The 19,439-nt window shown below is 45.2% G+C and carries 15 protein-coding genes; all 15 read left to right on the forward strand.

The features are described from left to right. The first annotated feature begins 67 nt into the window (after positions 1-67). The 15 genes from MKY66_RS13825 to MKY66_RS13895 all read left to right on the forward strand — a co-directional run bounded on the left by MKY66_RS13825 (position 68) and on the right by MKY66_RS13895 (position 19,429). The gene (locus MKY66_RS13825; RefSeq protein WP_076211823.1) at positions 68-1,447 is read left to right on the forward strand and encodes an extracellular solute-binding protein; all 1,380 of its coding nucleotides are present in this window, start codon (positions 68-70) and stop codon (positions 1,445-1,447) included. Between the two features lie 67 nt (positions 1,448-1,514). After that, a complete protein-coding gene (locus MKY66_RS13830) occupies positions 1,515-2,381 on the forward strand; it encodes a sugar ABC transporter permease (protein WP_036608294.1) in 867 nt (288 codons plus the stop codon). Positions 2,382-2,403: 22 nt separating this feature from the next. After that, positions 2,404-3,228: a carbohydrate ABC transporter permease gene (locus tag MKY66_RS13835; RefSeq protein ID WP_076211825.1), complete on the forward strand. Its 825-nt coding sequence runs from the start codon at positions 2,404-2,406 to the stop codon at positions 3,226-3,228. An 18-nt stretch (positions 3,229-3,246) separates the two neighbouring features. Next, the gene (locus MKY66_RS13840; RefSeq protein WP_076211827.1) at positions 3,247-6,039 is read left to right on the forward strand and encodes an alpha-mannosidase; all 2,793 of its coding nucleotides are present in this window, start codon (positions 3,247-3,249) and stop codon (positions 6,037-6,039) included. 441 nt (positions 6,040-6,480) lie between these two features. After that, positions 6,481-7,071 carry a TetR/AcrR family transcriptional regulator gene (locus tag MKY66_RS13845; protein ID WP_256704246.1) on the forward strand — a complete coding sequence of 197 codons (591 nt, stop codon included), beginning with the start codon at positions 6,481-6,483 and terminating at the stop codon, positions 7,069-7,071. A gap of 82 nt (positions 7,072-7,153) precedes the next feature. Further along, complete coding sequence (locus MKY66_RS13850; RefSeq protein WP_076211832.1) at positions 7,154-8,524, forward strand: MFS transporter; 1,371 nt, start codon at positions 7,154-7,156, stop codon at positions 8,522-8,524. Between the two features lie 253 nt (positions 8,525-8,777). After that, positions 8,778-9,782: a Gfo/Idh/MocA family oxidoreductase gene (locus MKY66_RS13855; RefSeq protein WP_076211833.1), complete on the forward strand. Its 1,005-nt coding sequence runs from the start codon at positions 8,778-8,780 to the stop codon at positions 9,780-9,782. Positions 9,783-10,013: 231 nt separating this feature from the next. Next, on the forward strand, positions 10,014-10,937 hold the full coding sequence (locus tag MKY66_RS13860; RefSeq protein ID WP_240767998.1) for a helix-turn-helix domain-containing protein: 924 nt from the start codon (positions 10,014-10,016) through the stop codon (positions 10,935-10,937). A gap of 12 nt (positions 10,938-10,949) precedes the next feature. After that, positions 10,950-12,047 carry a Gfo/Idh/MocA family oxidoreductase gene (locus MKY66_RS13865; RefSeq protein WP_076211835.1) on the forward strand — a complete coding sequence of 366 codons (1,098 nt, stop codon included), beginning with the start codon at positions 10,950-10,952 and terminating at the stop codon, positions 12,045-12,047. 187 nt (positions 12,048-12,234) lie between these two features. Next, positions 12,235-13,662 (forward strand): VanZ family protein, encoded by a 1,428-nt coding sequence (locus tag MKY66_RS13870; protein ID WP_076211837.1) that lies wholly within the window; start codon positions 12,235-12,237, stop codon positions 13,660-13,662. Between the two features lie 285 nt (positions 13,663-13,947). Further along, positions 13,948-14,700 (forward strand): FCD domain-containing protein, encoded by a 753-nt coding sequence (locus tag MKY66_RS13875; RefSeq protein WP_076211839.1) that lies wholly within the window; start codon positions 13,948-13,950, stop codon positions 14,698-14,700. Then, entirely contained in the window at positions 14,697-15,908 is a 1,212-nt protein-coding gene (locus MKY66_RS13880) for a M20 family metallopeptidase (RefSeq protein WP_076211841.1), read from the forward strand. Before MKY66_RS13875 ends, MKY66_RS13880 begins: the two co-directional genes overlap by 4 nt. After that, complete coding sequence (locus MKY66_RS13885; RefSeq protein WP_076211842.1) at positions 15,905-17,470, forward strand: ABC transporter substrate-binding protein; 1,566 nt, start codon at positions 15,905-15,907, stop codon at positions 17,468-17,470. The genes MKY66_RS13880 and MKY66_RS13885 overlap by 4 nt, the downstream gene beginning before the upstream one ends. Before the next feature lie 101 nt (positions 17,471-17,571). Beyond that, entirely contained in the window at positions 17,572-18,489 is a 918-nt protein-coding gene (locus MKY66_RS13890) for an ABC transporter permease (RefSeq protein WP_017688654.1), read from the forward strand. A gap of 34 nt (positions 18,490-18,523) precedes the next feature. Next, entirely contained in the window at positions 18,524-19,429 is a 906-nt protein-coding gene (locus tag MKY66_RS13895) for an ABC transporter permease (protein ID WP_076212125.1), read from the forward strand. Positions 19,430-19,439 lie beyond the last annotated feature (10 nt).

Below are 19,439 nucleotides of genomic sequence, written 5' to 3' on the forward strand. Positions count from 1 at the left end.
AGAGATAACCTGCGAGTACATCATAACGTTCGGAGTTCATTGAATTCCGACAAGAGGAGAGCGAATCATGAGAAAAATATCATTGAAAATGCCGGTAGCAGCAGTTATGACATCCTTGCTCATTCTTACTACAGCCTGTTCAGGTGGAAGTTCAAGTACAGGCACAACCAGTGATGGCAAGAAGGAAGTAACCGTATCATTCCGTTCTTCAGGATCTGAAGATACACTTACGAAATTCTTCCAATCAGGCTTGGTGGATCAATTTGAGAAAGAAAATCCGGATATCAAAATCAACATTGCGCCTGTCTTGGCAAGTGAGGGTGATTATACGTCCAAAATGGTTCTGCAGATGAAATCCCCGGATACGGCACCTGATGTTATTGCCGAAGATACATCCATCATCAAATCCGATGCTGCTGCGGGATATTTGGAGCCGCTGGATACACAGGTTCAGGGATGGTCTGATTGGGCAGATCACATCATCGACAACCTGAAGGCAGGGGTTACCGGAGAAGACGGCAAAGTGTACGGCGTTCCGGCTACCTCGGATACACGCGGAATCTGGTACAACAAGGAACTGTTTCAACAGGCGGGACTTGAAGTTCCGTTCAAACCTGCAAGCTGGGCAGAAGTACTCGAAGCAGCACGTACCATCAAGCAAAAGCTGCCGGGTGTGACGCCGCTTAATATGATCGTGGGCAAAGCAAACGGTGAAGGTGTAACCATGCAAACGCTGGAAATGCTGCTCTATGGTACGGCGGATACGCTATATAACGACACCAGCAAGAAATGGGTTGTTAACAGCCCGGGGCTGCTGGATTCCTTCAAATTCATAGATCAAGTGTTTAACACGGATAAAACAGGTCCAACCATGCAGGTTGCCTTGAATGGACAAGCTGGCAGTATTGCATTCCAGCAACAGTTCCCGCAAGACAAATTGGCGATGGCTGTAGATGGTAGCTGGGCAGGTTCGACATGGGCCGAGAACGGTGCTGCTCCAATCGCCAACGTTGAAGAGAAAATAGGCTTTGCACCATTCCCAACACAAAATGGGGAAGAACCTGGAGCAACTACGATGTCTGGAGGATGGGCTTGGTCTGTTCCTGCACAAGCGAAGAACAAGGAAGCAGCTTGGAAATTTATCGAGTTTCTGATGAATAAGGAAAATGCGACTGCACGCGTAGTAGCGGAAGGCAGCCTCAGCCCACGTAATGATTCCACAGAAGTTGAAGGTTATACGGATCGTCCTTATACCAAAGAAGCACAGGAACTCTTGAATGTGGCCCACTTCCGTCCAGCGAACGATCAATATGCAGCGGTATCCGCACAATTGCAAAGCATTGTTGAGAGTATTGCCTCTGGCAAGCTGACGCCGGAAGAGGGAGTTACGCAATTGAAGGACAACGTATCCCGTTCCCTTGGCGCGGACAGCATCGAAGAGAAATAAGGATATCGATATATTCGGAGGGGGAGGCACAATCTCCCCTTTTTCCGGTTCGAATGGAGAGTGACTTATGAAAAGGAAAGCACCAGGTTCATTTCTGTTTCTAATGCCTTCCGTACTGTTATTACTTGTGTTTTTCATTGTTCCCATCATTCTGACGATCTGTTTTGCCTTTACGAATATGGCTCTGACCGGGGCGGCAGCCAAGAGTTTGGAGTTTGTCGGATTCCAGAATTTCATTAATATGTTCCATGATCCGGATTTCCGCATTAGTGTTTGGCGCACGCTGGTTTTTCTCATCTTCTCCGCAGTGATTGGTCAGGTATTGCTTGGGTTCATTCTGGCTCTTCTAATGAAGGAGAAAAATGTGACCTTCCGCCGGGTCATTGGCATCATCGTCATTGCCGGTTGGGTGACACCCGAGATTGTTGTGGCATTCTGTATGGTCGCCTTTTTCAGTGACAATGGTTCATTGAATCAGATCCTCGGCTGGTTTGGAGCGAATCCAGTCTCCTGGTTGTTCAGTTTCCCTATGGTGAGTGTCATTATCGCAAATATCTGGCACGGCACAGCCTTTTCAATGATGGTCTATCAGTCGGCACTGGATGATATCCCGAAGGAAGTTGAAGAAGCTGCGATTATTGACAGTGCCACCGGGTTCCAGATTGTCAGACACATTACGATTCCAATGGTAAAAGGGTCCATCGTGACCAACATGATGTTGGTTACCCTACAGACACTGGGCGTGTTCACGCTGATCTATACGATGACCGGTGGTGGCCCGGGTACTTCAACACAAACCTTGCCGATCTTCATGTACAACCAGGCCTTTGTGAACTATCAATTTGGATACGGCACAGCCATATCTCTGGTTCTGTTGTTCATCGGTATTATCGCCAGCCTGTTCTACATGCGATCCATGAAAGTGAAAGTGTAACCATGAAGGAGGTTCGATCCCTATGGTCAAACATGGGCTTCAACGCAAAATCCAGTACGGGATTCTAGTTTTTCTAGGGCTCTGTTTTTTATTGCCGCTGCTCTGGATCATTCTGGCTTCATTTGACCCGAACGCGCAACAAGGTATCAAAATGCCCAGTACCTGGACCATTCAAAATTTCAAGGATGTACTCGGGGATTCGAGCAATCTTCGTTCATTCGGTGTAGGCCTGATTCTGTCGGGAGGGCAAGCGATATTGGTTGTACTGGTATCTGTTCTTGCTGCTTATCCTTTATCCCGTTATGAAATGAGATTTAAAAAAAGCTTCCTGTTATCGATTCTGTTCATGACAGCTCTTCCGATTACTGCCGTGATGGTTCCGGTATTTCAAATGTTTCTGTTCTTCAAAATGCAAAATAGCATCATTGCCACGATGCTGTTCCTGACTGCATCTTCACTTCCTTACGGCATCTGGATGATGAAAAACTTCATGGATTCAGTGCCTATTGATCTGGAAGAATCGGCATGGATCGACGGTGCATCCGTGTGGAACGGATTGAGGCGAATCGTGGCTCCATTGATGTTGCCTGGTATTGCAACGATAGCGATATTTACCTTTTCGGGAAGTTGGGGCAACTTCTTCGTGCCATACATCCTGCTCCAGACACCGGAGAAACTTCCGGCATCGGTCACGATTTATCAATTCTTCGGCAGCCACGGTATGGTTGAATACGGCAGGTTGGCTGCATTTTCACTACTTTATACAATGCCTTCGGTTGTGCTATATATCTTCTCCCAGCGTTACATGTCCAAAGGATTCAGCATGGGCGGGGCAACCAAAGGTTAATGACAGGAGGTACGCAACATGACAACCAAAAAGACGGCACATCTCATCTCGCATACCCATTGGGACCGCGAATGGTATATGCCTTATGAACACCATCATGTACTGCTCATTGAGCTGATGGATAAACTGCTGGACACGCTTGATCAGGACCCGGAATATCGCTATTTCCATCTGGATGGGCAGACGATTATTCGTGAAGATTATTTGCAGGTTCGTCCCGAACAGCAGGAGAGGCTCGACCGTTATATTCGTGAAGGACGCATACATTTTGGTCCATGGTATGTGTTACAGGATGAGTTTCTGACCAGCAGCGAGGCCAACTTGCGTAATCTGCTCATCGGTCATCGTGATGCTCGACCTTTGGGCGTGATATCCAAGACGGGATACTTCCCAGACTCGTTCGGCAATATGGGACAGGCACCGCAGATTCTGCAACAGGCGGACATTCATAACGCAATCTTCGGGCGCGGGGTAAAGCCTACCGGATTCAATAATGCCGTGGTTGATGCGGATAGTTACGAATCTCCCTATTCCGAGATGATCTGGCGTTCGCCGGATGGCTCGGAAGTGCTCGGCATTTTGTTCGCGAATTGGTACTGCAATGGGATGGAGGTTCCGGTTGATTCGGAGAAAGCCCGAGCCTATTGGGATAAAAATCTGGCGGATGCCGAGAAGTTTGCCTCGACTCCACATCTGTTGTTCATGAATGGTTGTGATCATCAGCCGATCCAGACGGATCTGCCCGAGGCTTTACGTACGGCGGCTGCGTTGTATCCTGATGTAGAATTTATCCACTCCAATTTTGACGATTACATTGAAGCGGTTACGAAGGATGTGCCTGAGCATCTGGCGACCATTGAAGGCGAGCTTCGCAGTCAGCACACGGATGGTTGGGGAACACTGGTGAATACGGCATCCGCACGGGTTTATCTGAAACAGTTGAATCAGCAGGGGCAGATGTTGCTTGAAAAAGTAGCCGAACCACTCGCCGCCATGGCCCATATAGCTGGGGTAAAAGATTATCCGCATCATCTATTGACACATGCATGGAAGATGCTGATGCAGAACCACCCACATGATAGCATCTGCGGATGCAGTGTGGATGAGGTTCACCGTGAGATGGTTACCCGCTTTGCTAAGAGCAGACAGCTTGCAGAAAAATTGGTTTTCCAGAGCGCGCAAGCGATTGCTGAGTCCATTCATGTCCAACCTGCTGAGGCTTGGGGAGAGGAAGCGGTGCCGTTCACTGTGTTTAACACGAGTGGTTGGAATCGAAATGGAATCATTGAGATGGACCTGATTGTGGACAAAGCATTTTTCCCAGAGGGTCCTAACCCTCAGGCACTTGCGCAGAAAGTGGAAAAAGATGCACTGCCAGTGTATCAGCTGGTCGATTCGGATGGACGCACATATTCGGCAGAAATCAAGGATCTGGGGGCGCATTTTGGCTATGAACTTCCGAAGGATCGTTTCCGACAGCCCTATATGGCTCGTAAAGTAAGAGTGACTTTCCAAGAGGCGGATGTACCTTCTCTAGGTTATAAGACGTATGCTCTCATTCCAGTCGAGAAGCAAGCAGAGATTGCTGAAGTGCCCGATATGAGCGAACTCATCCAGGTTCAGGGAATGATGATGGAGAACGGTCGATTGCGGGTGACGGTTGAAGAGAATGGAACGGCAACAATTGAAGATAAGGTCTCAGGTGCTGTATACAGGGGATTGAATTCATATGAGAATACTGGTGATATCGGCAATGAATATGTCTATCGTCAGCCTGATGGAGAGACAACGCTGACCACGGAGCATCTGAAGGCAGACCTGCGGATTGTGGAGCAGTCTCCGTATCGGGTGGTCATGGAAAGTGTATTACGCTGGGATATTCCTGCTGGAGCAGATGAACTGTTCGAGCTGGAGAAGCGCCAAATGGTTCCTTTTACAGAACGGAAGGCACAGCGAGTCAAGAACACTGTTCCGTTGGTGATCACGACAACGTATACGTTGGAAGCGGGCAGTAATATGGTCAAGGTAAAATCTGACTTTAACAATCTGGCCAAGGATCATCGACTGCGCGCACTCTTTCCATCAGGACTGGTGACAGAGGATCATTATGCAGATTCCATCTTTGAAATTGCGAAACGTTCCAATACACCAGCCAAAGAATGGGTGAATCCGAGTAATGCGCAGCATCAGCAAGCGTTTGTACATGTGACCGATGGTGATCATGGCTTGATGATTGCAAACAAAGGGCTGAATGAGTACGAGATTTTACAGCATGAAGAGGGCAGTACGATTGCGGTTACGCTGCTGCGTGCCTCTTCGGAACTGGGAGATTGGGGTGTGTTTGAAACACCGGAAGCCCAATGTCTGGGACCTCAGAGTGTGGAATATGCGATTATTCCATTTGCAGGTGATGCGGCACAGTCAGGTGCATGTGCATCCGCATACGTGTATCCGATTCCGTGGACGACTGTACAGCTAGGGGCACTAGCACGCACGTTTGAGCGAGAAAGTCATGCCGGAACTGATGGGAAAAAGGTTGAACTGCCTCTGTCGAAGCAATGGCTGGCATGGAATGCACAAGGTTCGTCACTAGCTTTCTCCACACTGAAGATCGCAGAGGAAACAGGAGATTTGATTGCTCGCTGGTATAATCTAAACTCCGAACCCGTTGAGTTGAACGTGCAAACTGGATTCGAAACTGCCTCCGTTTATGAGAGCGATGTGCTGGAACGGGTTAAGAACACGTTGGAGGGGCAAAGCCAGACGGTATCTGGGTACAAGATTGTTACACAAGGGTATGCGTTACGGTGAGTTGATTTTTGAACATCATAACTATAGAAATCTCCTGTTCACGGTAGTGTGGACAGGAGGTTTTTGGATGTTTTCTTCTAATTGGGGATATCAAATCAAAAAATATTGCAGTTTCATCTTTGAATTTTGAATTCGAATATAACTTTGTATCTACAGCACCAATTTCAGAATTATTTTTTAAGTAAAACAATATAGTTGCTCGTAAAGTTCTTCTTGATAACTCCATACCCCACATTCTAATTTGGGTAAGAGTTTCCCAATAACTGTGAACGGATAATCTTTATTTCTTTAGAGTTCAACCGAATTTCTCTCCTTGTATGGACTAATTATAATATGGTCTATTTTTGTTTGACAATTTTTTTGTCTTTAGATACTATAGCATAAACGACAGTGATCACTGACATTCTTTGAAAAGAGGAATCAATGAAAAGAGGAATCAAGTTGTCTAACAATACAAAATTAAGCAGCAAGGAGAAATTAATGACGGCTGCTATCGATTTAATTTCGAGAAAAGGTTATAGCTCTGTAACAACTCAAGAAATTGCCACTACTGCTGGTTTAAGTGAGAAAACATTATTTCGACAATTTGGGACGAAACAAAACTTATTAGAAACAGCTTTTGACCATTATCACTACTCAGAAGAAATGGCAAAGATATTTAATGAAAGGTTAGTATGGGATCTACAAACGGACTTGTTGTTGATCTGTAGAACATATCATGAAATTATGAATCGTAATCGAAAAATGATTATGATTAGCTTAAAAGAAGAAGATAATTTACCTGGTTTCAGAGAACGAACAATAAAACATCCTCGTCAACTAATGGAGGTATTAACTGATTATTTTAAGGCTATGTATGACAAAGGGAAGTTGATAGAAACGAATCCTGAATTACAAGCTTTTTCTTTCATGGCACTGAATTATGGTACGTTTATAAATCATCTAGATGAACAATCTAATTTTCCAACCCTCTCATTGGAAGATATAATTAAAGAGACTGTATGGATGTTTTCTAGGGCGTTAACTCCCTAGTTTTTTTTCAACAAAATTACAGTAAGTACTGACTGTCATTTGATTATTCATTCAATGCATACAAAGAATCGGGGAAAATGATATGAACACCAAAGCTGCTACAACAAATGAAACAGGCCCACTTTTACTGCGTGTGCTAGTCTTCACACTTATCATTTCAGTTATGAACGGTACCATGTTTAATGTGGTCTTGCCAGTAATCAGCAAAGAATTCCAACTCACTGCATCACAAGTAACTTGGATTGTTTCAGGCTATTTGATTGTGTATGCGATAGGTACAGTTACCTATGGGAAACTGACAGATAAATTTAGTATTAAAAGTTTAATTACGTTTGGTCTGTTACTTCTGACAGTTGGATCTCTTGTGGGAGTAGTTGCTACACAATATTGGATGATCATCGTTGCACGTATCTTGCAAGCCGCTGGTGCGGCTGTGATACCTGCGTTGGCTATGATAATTCCTGTTCGTTTTTTTTCACCTGAGAAGCGTGGGCGCGCTTTGGGAACCTCTGCAATAGGTACGGCTCTTGGAGCAGCACTTGGTCCAATTATCGCGGGATTTGTCTCAAGTGCTTTAAATTGGAAATTTCTCTTTGTCATACCTCTGCTTTCTCTTATCACATTACCCTTGTATAGAAAGTATCTGGATGATGAGCCAGTGACAAACGAAAAGATTGATTACATTGGCGGAATTTTATTGGCAGGAACGGTTGCTACATTCTTACTCGCACTTACACAATCCAATATGTGGTTGTTAGTAACTGGATTAGTTATCCTAGTTTTGTTTATCATTCGAATTCGCTATGCTTCTGTCCCCTTTGTGAATCCAGCGATCTTTAAAAATAAACAATATTCTATAGGGATGGCGATTGCATTTGTATTAGTCGCTGTTGGATTCGGCATTCCATTCCTGACACCGCTCATGTTGTCGGATGTTAATGGTCTGTCACCTGCATCAATCGGGCTCATTATGTTACCTTCAGCTCTTATTACCGCCATTCTTGGACGTAAGGGTGGAAAATTAGCGGATGAGAAAGGGAATCCATTTCTACTGTATATCGCATCAACACTTCTTGCTGGAGGTTTCATTATTCTATCGTCAGTCGTGGGGATGTCACCTACGTATATTCAAATATTCCTTACCTTAGGTGTACTGGGTCAATCTTATATACAAATTGCTATGTCAAACACCATCTCACGAACTTTGCCCAAAGATGAGGTCGGAATCGGTATGGGATTGTTATCGATGTTTAACTTTATTGCAGCAGCAGTATCCACGACTGCGATTGGTAAGCTACTTGACGGTGGAGCAACTACTGTTCACTTTAATCCGTTTGTTCATGATAAGGTTGCTTTTGTGTACAGTAACATATTGCTGGCGCTGGCTTTAATAGTCGTTGTAATAGCAGTACTTTATGCTCTTCAATTTGGACGTAAATCCAACAATAAATAAACATCTTATTGGAATTGAAAGAATATCTTCTGTGGACTAGGCCCTAATGATCAGGCCAGTATACCATTCTGTGTAATAACGAGATTTATCATGCGATCTGCTTATGTACACGATTCCGATGTATAAATATCTAATAACATTCATGTCGTGATTTTATACATTTATTGTCGTGAGTTTCTATTAAAAATAGATTAAGTCTGTGATAACTTATAGATAAATGTCAGAATATTATATAGTATGGAGGTAAGACACATTGACCATTCGAATTGGAAAAATTAGCTTGTGGCATGTTCACGCATGGGATTACATCAAGCAGGCACAGGAACATGAGGATACAGTCATCGCCGCTGTGTGGGATGACGATGCCAAGCGGGGGCAGGAAGCGGCTGAACATTTAAACGTACCGTTCTATGCTTCACTCGAAGATATGCTGGCCAAGGATGACATCGATGCCGTTATTGTAGATGCGCCAACCCGCATTCATGAAGAAGTGATCACCGCTGCTGCAAAAGCAGGTAAACACATTTTCACGGAGAAGGTTATTGCACCAACACAGGCGGAATCCAACAGAATCCTTAATGTGGTAAAGGCAAACAAAGTCAAAATGACAGTATCCTTACCACGTCTGAATGCAGGGTATACGTTAACGATTCAGGATGTACTTAACCAAGGATTACTTGGCAAAGTGACTTATGTTAGAGCGCGTTTATCGCATGATGGAGCAATTTCCAACTGGTTGCCTGAACACTTTTATGATCTGAAGGATTGTCAGGGCGGGGCACTGATTGATCTGGGTTGCCATCCCATGTATCTTGCCAAATTGTTTCTGGATCAGGAAGTAACAGCGGTTAATGCGAACTTCGGATATATTACAGGCAAAGAAGTGGAAGATAATGCAGTTGCAACCTTGTTTACGGATTCCGGAGCAGTCGGCGTTGTTGAAGCTGGTTTTGTGAACAGCCATTCTCCGTTTACGATTGAGGTTCATGGTACGGAAGGTACACTTCTGTATGGAACACCTGATGACAAGTTATTGATTCGTACAAAAGCAGCACAGGGACAGTATCAAGAGTGGACAGAACTCCCTTTGGCAGATCAAAGAGAAAGCGCATTCAATCAATGGGTTGCACATATACAGAATGATACGGATGCAACCGAAAACGTGCAGATCGCTATGGCGCTAACCCGGTTGATGGAAGCTGCAAATCTCTCGGCCAAGGAAGGGCGCAGAATTACACTAAGTGAGTTAAAGGGATAGGTTCAATGTTGAAAGACTATATAAATTGAACTAAACATTACACATGAACGGAGAGGACAGAAATAACCTGAAAAAGCGGAGCGGTCGCCTTTATCCCCGGATTTCCCCCTTTAAAAAAGGAATCAAAAAATCTGGGGATAACAGCGATTGGAAGGTTATTCTGTCATCGTAGTGGCAAGTGTAAATATTCTGTAGTTCAGTTTATATAGGTTAAACAAGGAGGTGTGCATCTTGAGCCTGTATCCTTATGAGAAAATGCTTGAACGGCAGGATCTCCTGGAGAGACTGGATATTCTAATGGTTTGGGGACATTATGAGATTCGCGTGATGCGATTTCATCTGACTTCTTTTCCAGCGGGCCGAGTTGTGGATTTCCATAATCATGCGGAGTTTGAGTTTCATTTTATCCCGAGAGGTAAAGGCAAAGTTATACTCGATGATCAGACACATGCTCTCTCTGAAGGAATGCTGTATTTGACTGGACCGGGTGTCGTTCATTATCAGGAGGCGGATGCCAAAGAGGACATGGATGAACTATGTCTTCATGTGGATATCGTTCACAAGCCAAGAGAACATGTCGATCCCTGGGAAGCAGCAGAATCCGAGGAAACGATTGAAAAGCTGAGAACGCTTCCGCTTACTCCGGTGAATGATTATCATCGGGCGATGCATTGTTTTTTGGAAGCCTATGAGGCATGTGATCAGAAATTGTTAGGTTATTATACGTCGATCAAGCAACTGGTTATCAGCATATTACTCAAAACCGTGCGAGCATACGACACCGGGGGGAATCGACCAGAAGCCCCTGTGCGGGATATGTCGGTGTATCGTTATGAGTATGCAGTGCAGTATATGGAAGCGAATCACCCTACAGTGGTCACGCTGGAGCATGTAGCTGAGAAACTTCATATCAGCAGCAGACAATTGCAGCGAATCTTCTACCAAGTACAGCCGGAGATGCCGTTCAGCCGTGTGCTGGAGGATATTCGTCTGCGCGCCGTGTGCCGCAATCTGGAAGAAAGTAACGTATCCATTGAACAGATCGCTCTTGCTTCAGGATTCAATAATGCCAACTATTTGCATGCTGTATTTCGCAAACGTCTGGGGATGACCCCGTCGGCTTTTCGTAAAATGAAACAACCAATACTTAAGTGAGGGTGAATATATATGAGTAAAGTATATCGTATCGGAATTATTGGCTGTGGTGGAATCGCGAATGGCAAACATCTGCCGAGTCTGAGTAAATTAGATAATGTTGAACTGGTGGCTTTCTGTGATATCGTTCAGGAACGTGCGGATGAAGCCAAACAGAAATATGGCACTACTGAAGCCGAAGTCTACACGGATTATCAGGAATTGCTCAAGGATGAGTCTTTGGATATTGTGCATGTGCTTACACCGAATATTTCTCATGCCGAGATTTCTATTGCTGCTCTGGAGGCAGGCAAACACGTGATGTGTGAAAAGCCAATGGCGAAGACATCTGCTGAAGCACAGCTCATGCTGGAAGCGGCGGAGCGTACCGGCAAGAAATTGACCATCGGATACAACAACCGTTTCAGAGAAGACAGTCAGTATTTGAAGAAGGTGTGCGAAGCTGGTGACCTGGGTAATATTTATTTTGCCAAAGCACATGCAATTAGACGTAGAGCAGTACCGACTTGGGGTGTTTTCCTGGATGAGGAGAAACAAGGTGGCGGTCCATTGATCGATATTGGTACGCACGCACTCGATCTGACGCTCTGGATGATGGATAACTATCAACCAAAAGTTGTGCTGGGTACGACCTATCATGAGCTTTCGCAACGTGAAAATGCGGCCAATGCCTGGGGCCCATGGGACCCAAAACAATTCTCCGTAGAAGACTCGGCCTTTGGCATGATTGTGATGGAGAATGGGGCAACGATCATGCTGGAATCCAGTTGGGCACTGAACTCACTGGATGTGGATGAGGCGAAATGTAGCTTGAGCGGTAGCGAAGCGGGTGCGGACATGAAGAACGGACTGCGCATCAATGGTGAGAAATTCAGCCGTCTATACACCAATGAGATTGAACTGAGTGCAGGCGGGGTAGCTTTCTACGACGGTAAGAGCGAGAGCGCACCGGATGTCGAGATGAGAAAGTGGATTGAAGCGATTGAGCACGATCAGGAGCCAGTTGTTACACCAAAACAAGCGCTGGTTGTATCTCAGATCCTGGAAGCACTCTATGAATCTGCTCGCACAGGCAAGGCTGTATACCTGAATAACGCTAGCGAAGCATAGAAAAGATATACAACAATAGATTACAGAACCCTTTGTCCTGTTATTTGGGGACAGAGGGTTTTTTTTGTTCATGCAATCTTACATTTTTGAAAGATTCGTGAAAGATAGATAAATAGGAGATAAAACCAACAGTGATTATACTTTAAACAAACAAGATGCTGATAATGAACAAATGGAGGGGTAACAAATGGATTTAATACAAGTTATAGGCAGATTATTACCTATCTTAGCTATTGCATTGGCCGCGGGAGTTGTTGTAATCGGTATTACTTATTCAGTATACATTGTATACAGGAAAAGAGGGGGTAAAAGAAGCATAACCAGTAGGCAATTTATAGCGTCATTTTTGATCTTGGGTTGGTTTGTCATTGTCATGACATTAACCACATTTAGCAGAGGAGCTAATTATGAGAGTTGGATCAATTTAGAGCTATTCAGTGGCTATATAAACGCATGGAATAAATGGTCGGTGAGCGAATTCCAACTCATCATTTTTAACATGTTGATGTTCGCACCACTCGGTTTCATACTTCCGCATATCGGAATGAAAACGCGTCACGTTAAGCCTGTGTTACTCATATCGCTGTTGGTAACGCTGAGTATCGAAATTTTTCAGATGATCACCGGCAGGGGAATATTTGAACTTGATGATATTCTACATAATACACTCGGCAGTATTGCAGGATATTTGTTGATGAGAGCCATCCTCGACAGTATTGAGCAAAGAAAGATCACCGTAAGGTCACTATCGAAGGCACTCTGCATACCATTAGTTTTTACGCTGCTTTTTTCTAGTGCTTTTATCATTTATTACAACAAAGAACTTGGTAATCTCTCCATCCGTCCAGCTATTTCTCAAAATATGAATCAAGTCGAAGTAACGCTCAACACAAAGTTACCGGATGAGGCCGAGAAAGTGTCTCTTTATCACAGCAGTGAAATTCACAACATGGAATATGCCAAACGAGTTTCCTCTTTAATGAAGGATTATTTTGAATTACATCAGAAAGGTAGCATATCTATTGATGGATACAACCGAGTTTGGAGTTTTGTTGACAATGCAGGGGAAGAATATATATTTAATTATGACGTGAATAGTGGTACATGGTCGCTGTCATCTACTATCGAAACAAGCACTCCTGTAGAGCCGGATGATTTAATCAAACAAGGAGAAGAGTATGGCAGCTGGTTGTTTCAGAATGGCTTATTGCCTCAGAAAGCGATATTCAGCACACAAAATGGAGACACGGTTCGATGGGATATCGGAAAAACAGTAACAGATATCGCAAAGGGTGACAGCGATTATGATACCGGACTAATTATGATTGTCCCATCAGCAGAACCTATGATTCCGCAGAATTTATTTTATTTTATGAATAAAAATATTTATGTACGAGTGGTTGATATTATCAGTCCAGCTGAGGCATACGAAGAAATTCTCAAGGGGAACTTTTCGATCTATAACAACTTAAAAAAAGGGGACGAACTGAATGTAGACAAGTATGAACTGACTTACACCTACGATTCGAAAGGCTATTATCAGCCAGTTTATCAATTCGAAGGAGAGGTCAATGGAGTGAATTGGAATGCTTTGATCCCAGCAGTAATGAATTGATTTCAGCTTCTACGTGCCTTGATGAAGCATGGACAGCAGCTCCGGCTTCAATGAAGATATGGAACTGATAAAGGTTGTACTATCATCGTAATGACCTGAGTAAATAATGAAGGGCAAGACGCATCTACTGCGTGTAGATGCGTCTTTTTTGTGCCAAAATGCTTCAATTTGGAGGTGGTTAGAAAAAAATATGAATTTACTTGAAAAAAAAGTATTGCATATAAGTTTAGTCGGAATTATATTAATGGTATAAGGTCTAGACCATATACAGATCGGAGTGTTTAGATGTCCAGTACGTTTTCATTTCGTTTTGAGAAAGTATCTACCAAAAAGGTTAGTGAATTCATTAGGGAACAATTGGAAGAAGCCATTATTCTGAAAGAATTAATGAGTGAAGAACAGCTTCCAGCCGAACGAGATCTGGCAGCGATTTTTAACGTAAGCCGCATTACCGTTCGTGAGGCACTCTCTTCACTGGAAGAGAAAGGCTTGATTGAGAAAAGGGTGGGTGCCAAAGGTGGAACATTTGTACTGCCTCTGACAGCCAATTCGCATAAGCGCACGAGAGAAGAAATTAAACGGGATTGGTCACAGATGCTGAAGGTGTTTGAATTTCGAACCATCATCGAGCCAGAGGGAGCTTTTCTCGCTGCTGAGCGGATCACCGCAGGCGAACTGGAGTTGCTTGATGGCTATATGGCACAAAGCATAGAACCGGACTGTACAAGGGAATGGTTCAGGGCACTGGATGTAAAATTTCATCTGACCATCGCCAAGGCTTCGGGGAATCCATACTGCGAGAGAGCCGTCAGACAGATTCGGACCAAAATTAATCCGGCGCTGGACTTGATGCCTTATGATGACCGGATACGTTCCGTCAATCACGGTGTACATATGGAGATTCTTCAAGCATTGAAAGCCCATGATAGCATCAAGTCCAAGGAGACGATGAAAAGACATATCGAATTCTCGGCTGACGCGATCTATGCCCGTTTGGTTTCTGAATCGGAAGAAAATGAAGGGAATGACAGCAAATGAATCGTTCAGAACTAATACAGCTGGCTCAGCCACTACAAGCCCAGTTAAGCGCTTGGCGCAGAGATTTACATCAGCATCCTGAAATCGGCTATGAGGAACATCGCACATCTGCTATCGTAGCCGAGCATCTGGAAAGCCTGGGACTCGAAGTTACACGCAATGTCGGAAAGACCGGGGTTACAGGCCTGCTTCGCGGAGAGACCGATGGACCAACCTTTGCCTTGCGCGCAGACATGGATGCTCTGCCCATCCAGGATCAGAAAGCGGTGGAATATCGCTCGCAAGTGGAAGGCAAAGCGCATCTGTGTGGACATGACGCTCACACCTCCATCCTGATGGGAGCTGCCCAACTGCTTACTGGTCTTGGAAGACCGAAATCAGGCAACATCAAATTCATTTTCCAGCCAGCGGAAGAGGGACTTGCAGGGGCAAGAGCCATGATCCAGGACGGTGTTCTGGAGAATCCGAAGGTTGATGCCATCGCAGGATTACACATGACACCTGGACAGAACACGGGAACCCTGGGTGTAAGTCAAGGCGTTGCGTTTGCCTCGGCTGATCCCTTGATTATCAAGGTGTTTGGCAAGGGTGGGCACGCAGCTCGTCCGCATGAGGGTATTGATGCGATCGCGGTATCCGCTCAGGTCATCACCGCATTGCAAAATATCGTCAGTCGGATGGTTGATCCACTTGAACCGGCAGTAGTCACGATTGGCAAAATCACCGGAGGTTATATGGGAACAGCCATCGCCCCGGAAGTGGAGATGATCGGTACGGTTCGTACACTCTCACCTGCCATTCGTGAACGGATGCCAGCTTTGATCGAGCAGGTTGTTAAAGGGGTCTGCGATTCTTTCGGAGCTGGATGCGAAGTTGTCTACGGCGATGGATACCCTGTTGTCGTGAATGATCTCGGCATGGTTGACCTGCTAACAGAGACTTGTGATCAGGTTAATGCGGAGAAGGGATGGACTTATATCAAACCCTCCACAGGGGGCGAGGATTTCGCTTTTTATTGTGAACAGGTTCCGGGTGTGTTTTTCAGACTAGGATCTGGGAATGATGAGGAACGTACTCGCTATCCACTCCACCATCCCATGTTTGATCTTGATGAGACAGCGATGCCTTATGGTGTTGGCATGTTGTCTGCAGTAGCACTTGAATTTTTGGTACGGAATACATCTTCTGAGGGGGAGCAATCACAATGAAAAAAAGACAATGGACAGGCTTGTGGATCACGTTACTGGCAGTCGTAATGGTACTCAGCGCTTGCGGAGGAAAATCGACAAGCACAAATGATGGTTCCGCAACAGAAGGAACGGGCAGTGGAAGCGCAAGTACAACACTGACCGTTGCTGCAGCAACCGATATTGAGAGTTTCGATCCGCACAATAACAACAACACTTCCAGTGAGGCGGTTCTGGTCAACGTTTTTGATTATCTGATCAAAAATGACAGTGAACAGAAAAAAGTTGCGGGACTTGCGACATCATGGGATCAGGTTGATGATACAACGTGGAGATTTAAGCTGCGTGAAGGTGTTACCTTCCACAATGGCGATCCATTCACTTCAGCAGATGTAAAATACACGCTGGAGCGCGTAGCCAAGGACGAGACACTGAAACAAAACAGTTATTTCAAAAATATCGTAGAAGTTAAAGTGGTGGATGACTATACCGTAGACATCATCACGGATGGTCCAGATCCGTTGCTCCTGAATCGTCTGTCCAAAATGGGAGCAGGCATTCTGCCAGCAAAATATATTGCAGATAAAGGATTCGATGCTTTCCTGAAACAACCGGTAGGCACAGGCCCTTATAAGTTCAGTAAATGGACCAAAGATGATCGTGTGGAACTGGTGAAAAACGAGAACTACTTCGACGGTGAACCAAAATGGAATGAAGTGGTATTCCGCGTTATTCCTGAAGCCTCCACACGTGTATCCGAATTGCTTGCTGGTGGTGTAGATGTTGCGTCTTCCATTCCGTCTACTGACATTGCCCGGATCGAAGGCGAAGCAGATAAGAAGATTGTCAAAGCGCCAATCCAGCGTGTTCTTCAGTTGATCTTCCGTCAGACAGAAGGCAGTATCACAGCTGATCCAAAAGTACGTGAAGCCATTGACCTGGCTATCGACAAACAAGGCATTGTGGACAGCATTGCCGGCGGAGCAGGTATCGTAACCCGCACATCCGTAACACCAGGCAACTTCGGTGCTGATCCTTCATTGTACAAAACGTCACTCTATGACCAGGAAAAAGCCAAACAACTCCTGCAAGAAGCTGGCTATGCGGAAGGTGAAGCTGAGATGACCATCTCCGTTTCCGCACAGTACAAAGAACAGGCTGAAGTTGTCGCAGCGATGCTGGAACAAGCCGGATTCAAAATCAACCTGGATGTCCTGGAAGCAAGTGCATTCAGTGAACGTTACAGCTCCAAATCATTCAAAGAAATCTTCATGATTGGTATTGGTAACTCCTTGTTCGATGCTTCGAATAACTACAATCGTTATATGTTGGAAGAAGCGAAAGGTGAGTCGGATTACAACAATCCTGAAGTAGAGAAACTGCTTCAATCTGCATTGGTGAACATGGACCCTGCGTCTCGTGAGAAAGAGTATCAGCAAGTACAACAGATTTTCTCTGAAGAGCGTCCAGCCGTATATCTGTACCAAATGGAAGGTGTATACGGAACAAATGATAAAGTGAACTTCGCGCCGCGCAGTGACGAGATGTTCTATGCTGACGAGATTGCACCTGTTGCACAGTAACATCGGGTATAACACCGGTCATTGAAAAGATAGGCCGTGAACGGCAGGGACTGGATAACCATGTTCCTGCCGTTCTTTTTAATAAGGGAGGTGAACAAGGAATGGGCAAATACGTACTTAAGTCATTACTGCAGATCATTCCGGTACTGTTCATTGTTTCATTAATTGTGTTCATTTTGGTTCGAGTCACCGGTGATCCGGTTGCGCTAATGTTGCCTGAAACGGCTACCGCTGAAGATCGTGCTGTCTTGACGCAGGCACTTGGTTTGGACCAGCCTTTATATACGCAATACGTGAAGTTTCTGGGCAGTGCAATACAGGGAGACTTTGGTCAATCTTTTCGCTACAATCAGCCTGCATTGGAGCTTGTGCTGGAGAGGTTGCCTGCCAGCTTTGAACTGGCGGTAGCGGCCATGTTTTTTGCCGTACTTATGGCTGTTCCACTTGGTGTCATTTCAGCTGTGAAACGCAATACGTTTACCGATCTCATTATTTCAGGAATATCCGTTATTGGTAAGGCGATGCCAAACTTCTGGATGGGGATTATGCTTATCCTCTTGTTCTCCGTCATGCTGGGCGTATTGCCGGTATCCGGTCGCGGAGGATTGTCACATCTGATCTTGCCGGCATTTACACTTGGCGTTGGACTGGCTGCGCAGATGACCCGACTGATTCGTTCCAGCATGCTGGAGATTCTCAACCAGGACTATATTCGAACAGCTCGCAGCAAGGGGCTTGGCCGAATGGTTGTCATTGTGAAACATGCGTTTCGGAACGGATTGATTCCTGTCGTAACGATTATGAGTTTGCAGTTTACAAGTCTGATCGGGGGGACTTTGATTACAGAAACGGTATTCTCCTGGCCTGGACTGGGGCAATTGCTGGTCGTTGCAGTCAACACACATGATATGGCGATTGTACAGGCAGCGGTGTTTGTCATTGCCTTTATCGTTGTGGTAATCAACATCTTGACGGATGTAGCTTACAGGCTACTTGATCCGCGCATCAAATACGACTAGAAGGAGGTGCAATCATATGACAGGCAGCAATGAAATGCCAATTCCGGGTAAAGAACAGGAACATGGGCGTGCACCAACGGGATTTCGTTATATCTGGCAACAACTGATCATCAGCAAGACCGGAATGTTTGGTGCTGTGCTTGTATTGTTGGTTGTGTTAATTGCCATAGGTGCACCTCTATTGACGAGTCATGATCCGGCAGCGGTGAATCCGCTCAACCGACTTAAACCACCAGCATGGCTTGAGGGCGGAACGGCCGAATACTGGCTGGGTACCGATAATCTCGGCAGAGACATGTGGAGTCGAATTGTATATGGTGCTCGAGTTTCCTTAATCGTGGGGATGGGTGCCGTGATTGTATCAGGAATCATTGGCGCGATTCTGGGGCTGGTATCCGGATTCTACGGGAAATGGCTGGATGCTGTCATCATGCGTGTAGGTGATGCATTCATGGCCATTCCAACCATTCTGTTCATGCTTGTTGTGATGGCGATTGTTGGTCCGGGTATTACAACGCTGATCTTTGTCATCGGTGTAACGAACTGGGTTCCATTCACCCGTGTGGTAAGAAGTGAGGTTCTTAGTATCAAGGAGCGGGATTTTGTTCATGCGGCCAGATCAATTGGCGCGAAAAATGGAAGATTGATTCTGAAACACATTCTGCCGAATATCCTTTCATCCTTTATCGTCATCTGCGGTATGAATGTCGGCACAACGATTATTATGGAAGCTTCACTCAGTTTTCTGGGTCTGGGTATCAAACCACCCGATGTGTCCTGGGGAGGGATGCTCAGTGATGGCAGACAATATGTTGCTACAAGCTGGTGGGTTGCTACATTTCCGGGGCTAGCCATTACATTTACCGTACTCGGTGTTATTTTCCTTGGAGATTGGCTGCGTGATGTGCTTGATCCACGTACGGAGACAACCCATAAATAAACGGAGAAGG

It is taken from the genome of Paenibacillus sp. FSL R5-0766, assembly GCF_037971845.1.
In the GTDB taxonomy this organism is placed as follows: Bacteria; Bacillota; Bacilli; order Paenibacillales; family Paenibacillaceae; genus Paenibacillus.

Bases quoted from the DNA above. Each gene is read 5' to 3' on its own strand.
- MKY66_RS13870 (WP_076211837.1), top strand. From the start codon at position 12,235: ATGGATTTAATACAAGTTATAGGCAGATTATTACCTATCTTAGCTATT.
- MKY66_RS13835 (WP_076211825.1), top strand. From the start codon at position 2,404: ATGGTCAAACATGGGCTTCAACGCAAAATCCAGTACGGGATTCTAGTT.
- MKY66_RS13850 (WP_076211832.1), top strand. From the start codon at position 7,154: ATGAACACCAAAGCTGCTACAACAAATGAAACAGGCCCACTTTTACTG.
- MKY66_RS13865 (WP_076211835.1), top strand. From the start codon at position 10,950: ATGAGTAAAGTATATCGTATCGGAATTATTGGCTGTGGTGGAATCGCG.
- MKY66_RS13825 (WP_076211823.1), top strand. From the start codon at position 68: ATGAGAAAAATATCATTGAAAATGCCGGTAGCAGCAGTTATGACATCC.
- MKY66_RS13895 (WP_076212125.1), top strand. From the start codon at position 18,524: ATGCCAATTCCGGGTAAAGAACAGGAACATGGGCGTGCACCAACGGGA.
- MKY66_RS13890 (WP_017688654.1), top strand. From the start codon at position 17,572: ATGGGCAAATACGTACTTAAGTCATTACTGCAGATCATTCCGGTACTG.
- MKY66_RS13885 (WP_076211842.1), top strand. From the start codon at position 15,905: ATGAAAAAAAGACAATGGACAGGCTTGTGGATCACGTTACTGGCAGTC.
- MKY66_RS13875 (WP_076211839.1), top strand. From the start codon at position 13,948: ATGTCCAGTACGTTTTCATTTCGTTTTGAGAAAGTATCTACCAAAAAG.
- MKY66_RS13880 (WP_076211841.1), top strand. From the start codon at position 14,697: ATGAATCGTTCAGAACTAATACAGCTGGCTCAGCCACTACAAGCCCAG.
- MKY66_RS13830 (WP_036608294.1), top strand. From the start codon at position 1,515: ATGAAAAGGAAAGCACCAGGTTCATTTCTGTTTCTAATGCCTTCCGTA.
- MKY66_RS13840 (WP_076211827.1), top strand. From the start codon at position 3,247: ATGACAACCAAAAAGACGGCACATCTCATCTCGCATACCCATTGGGAC.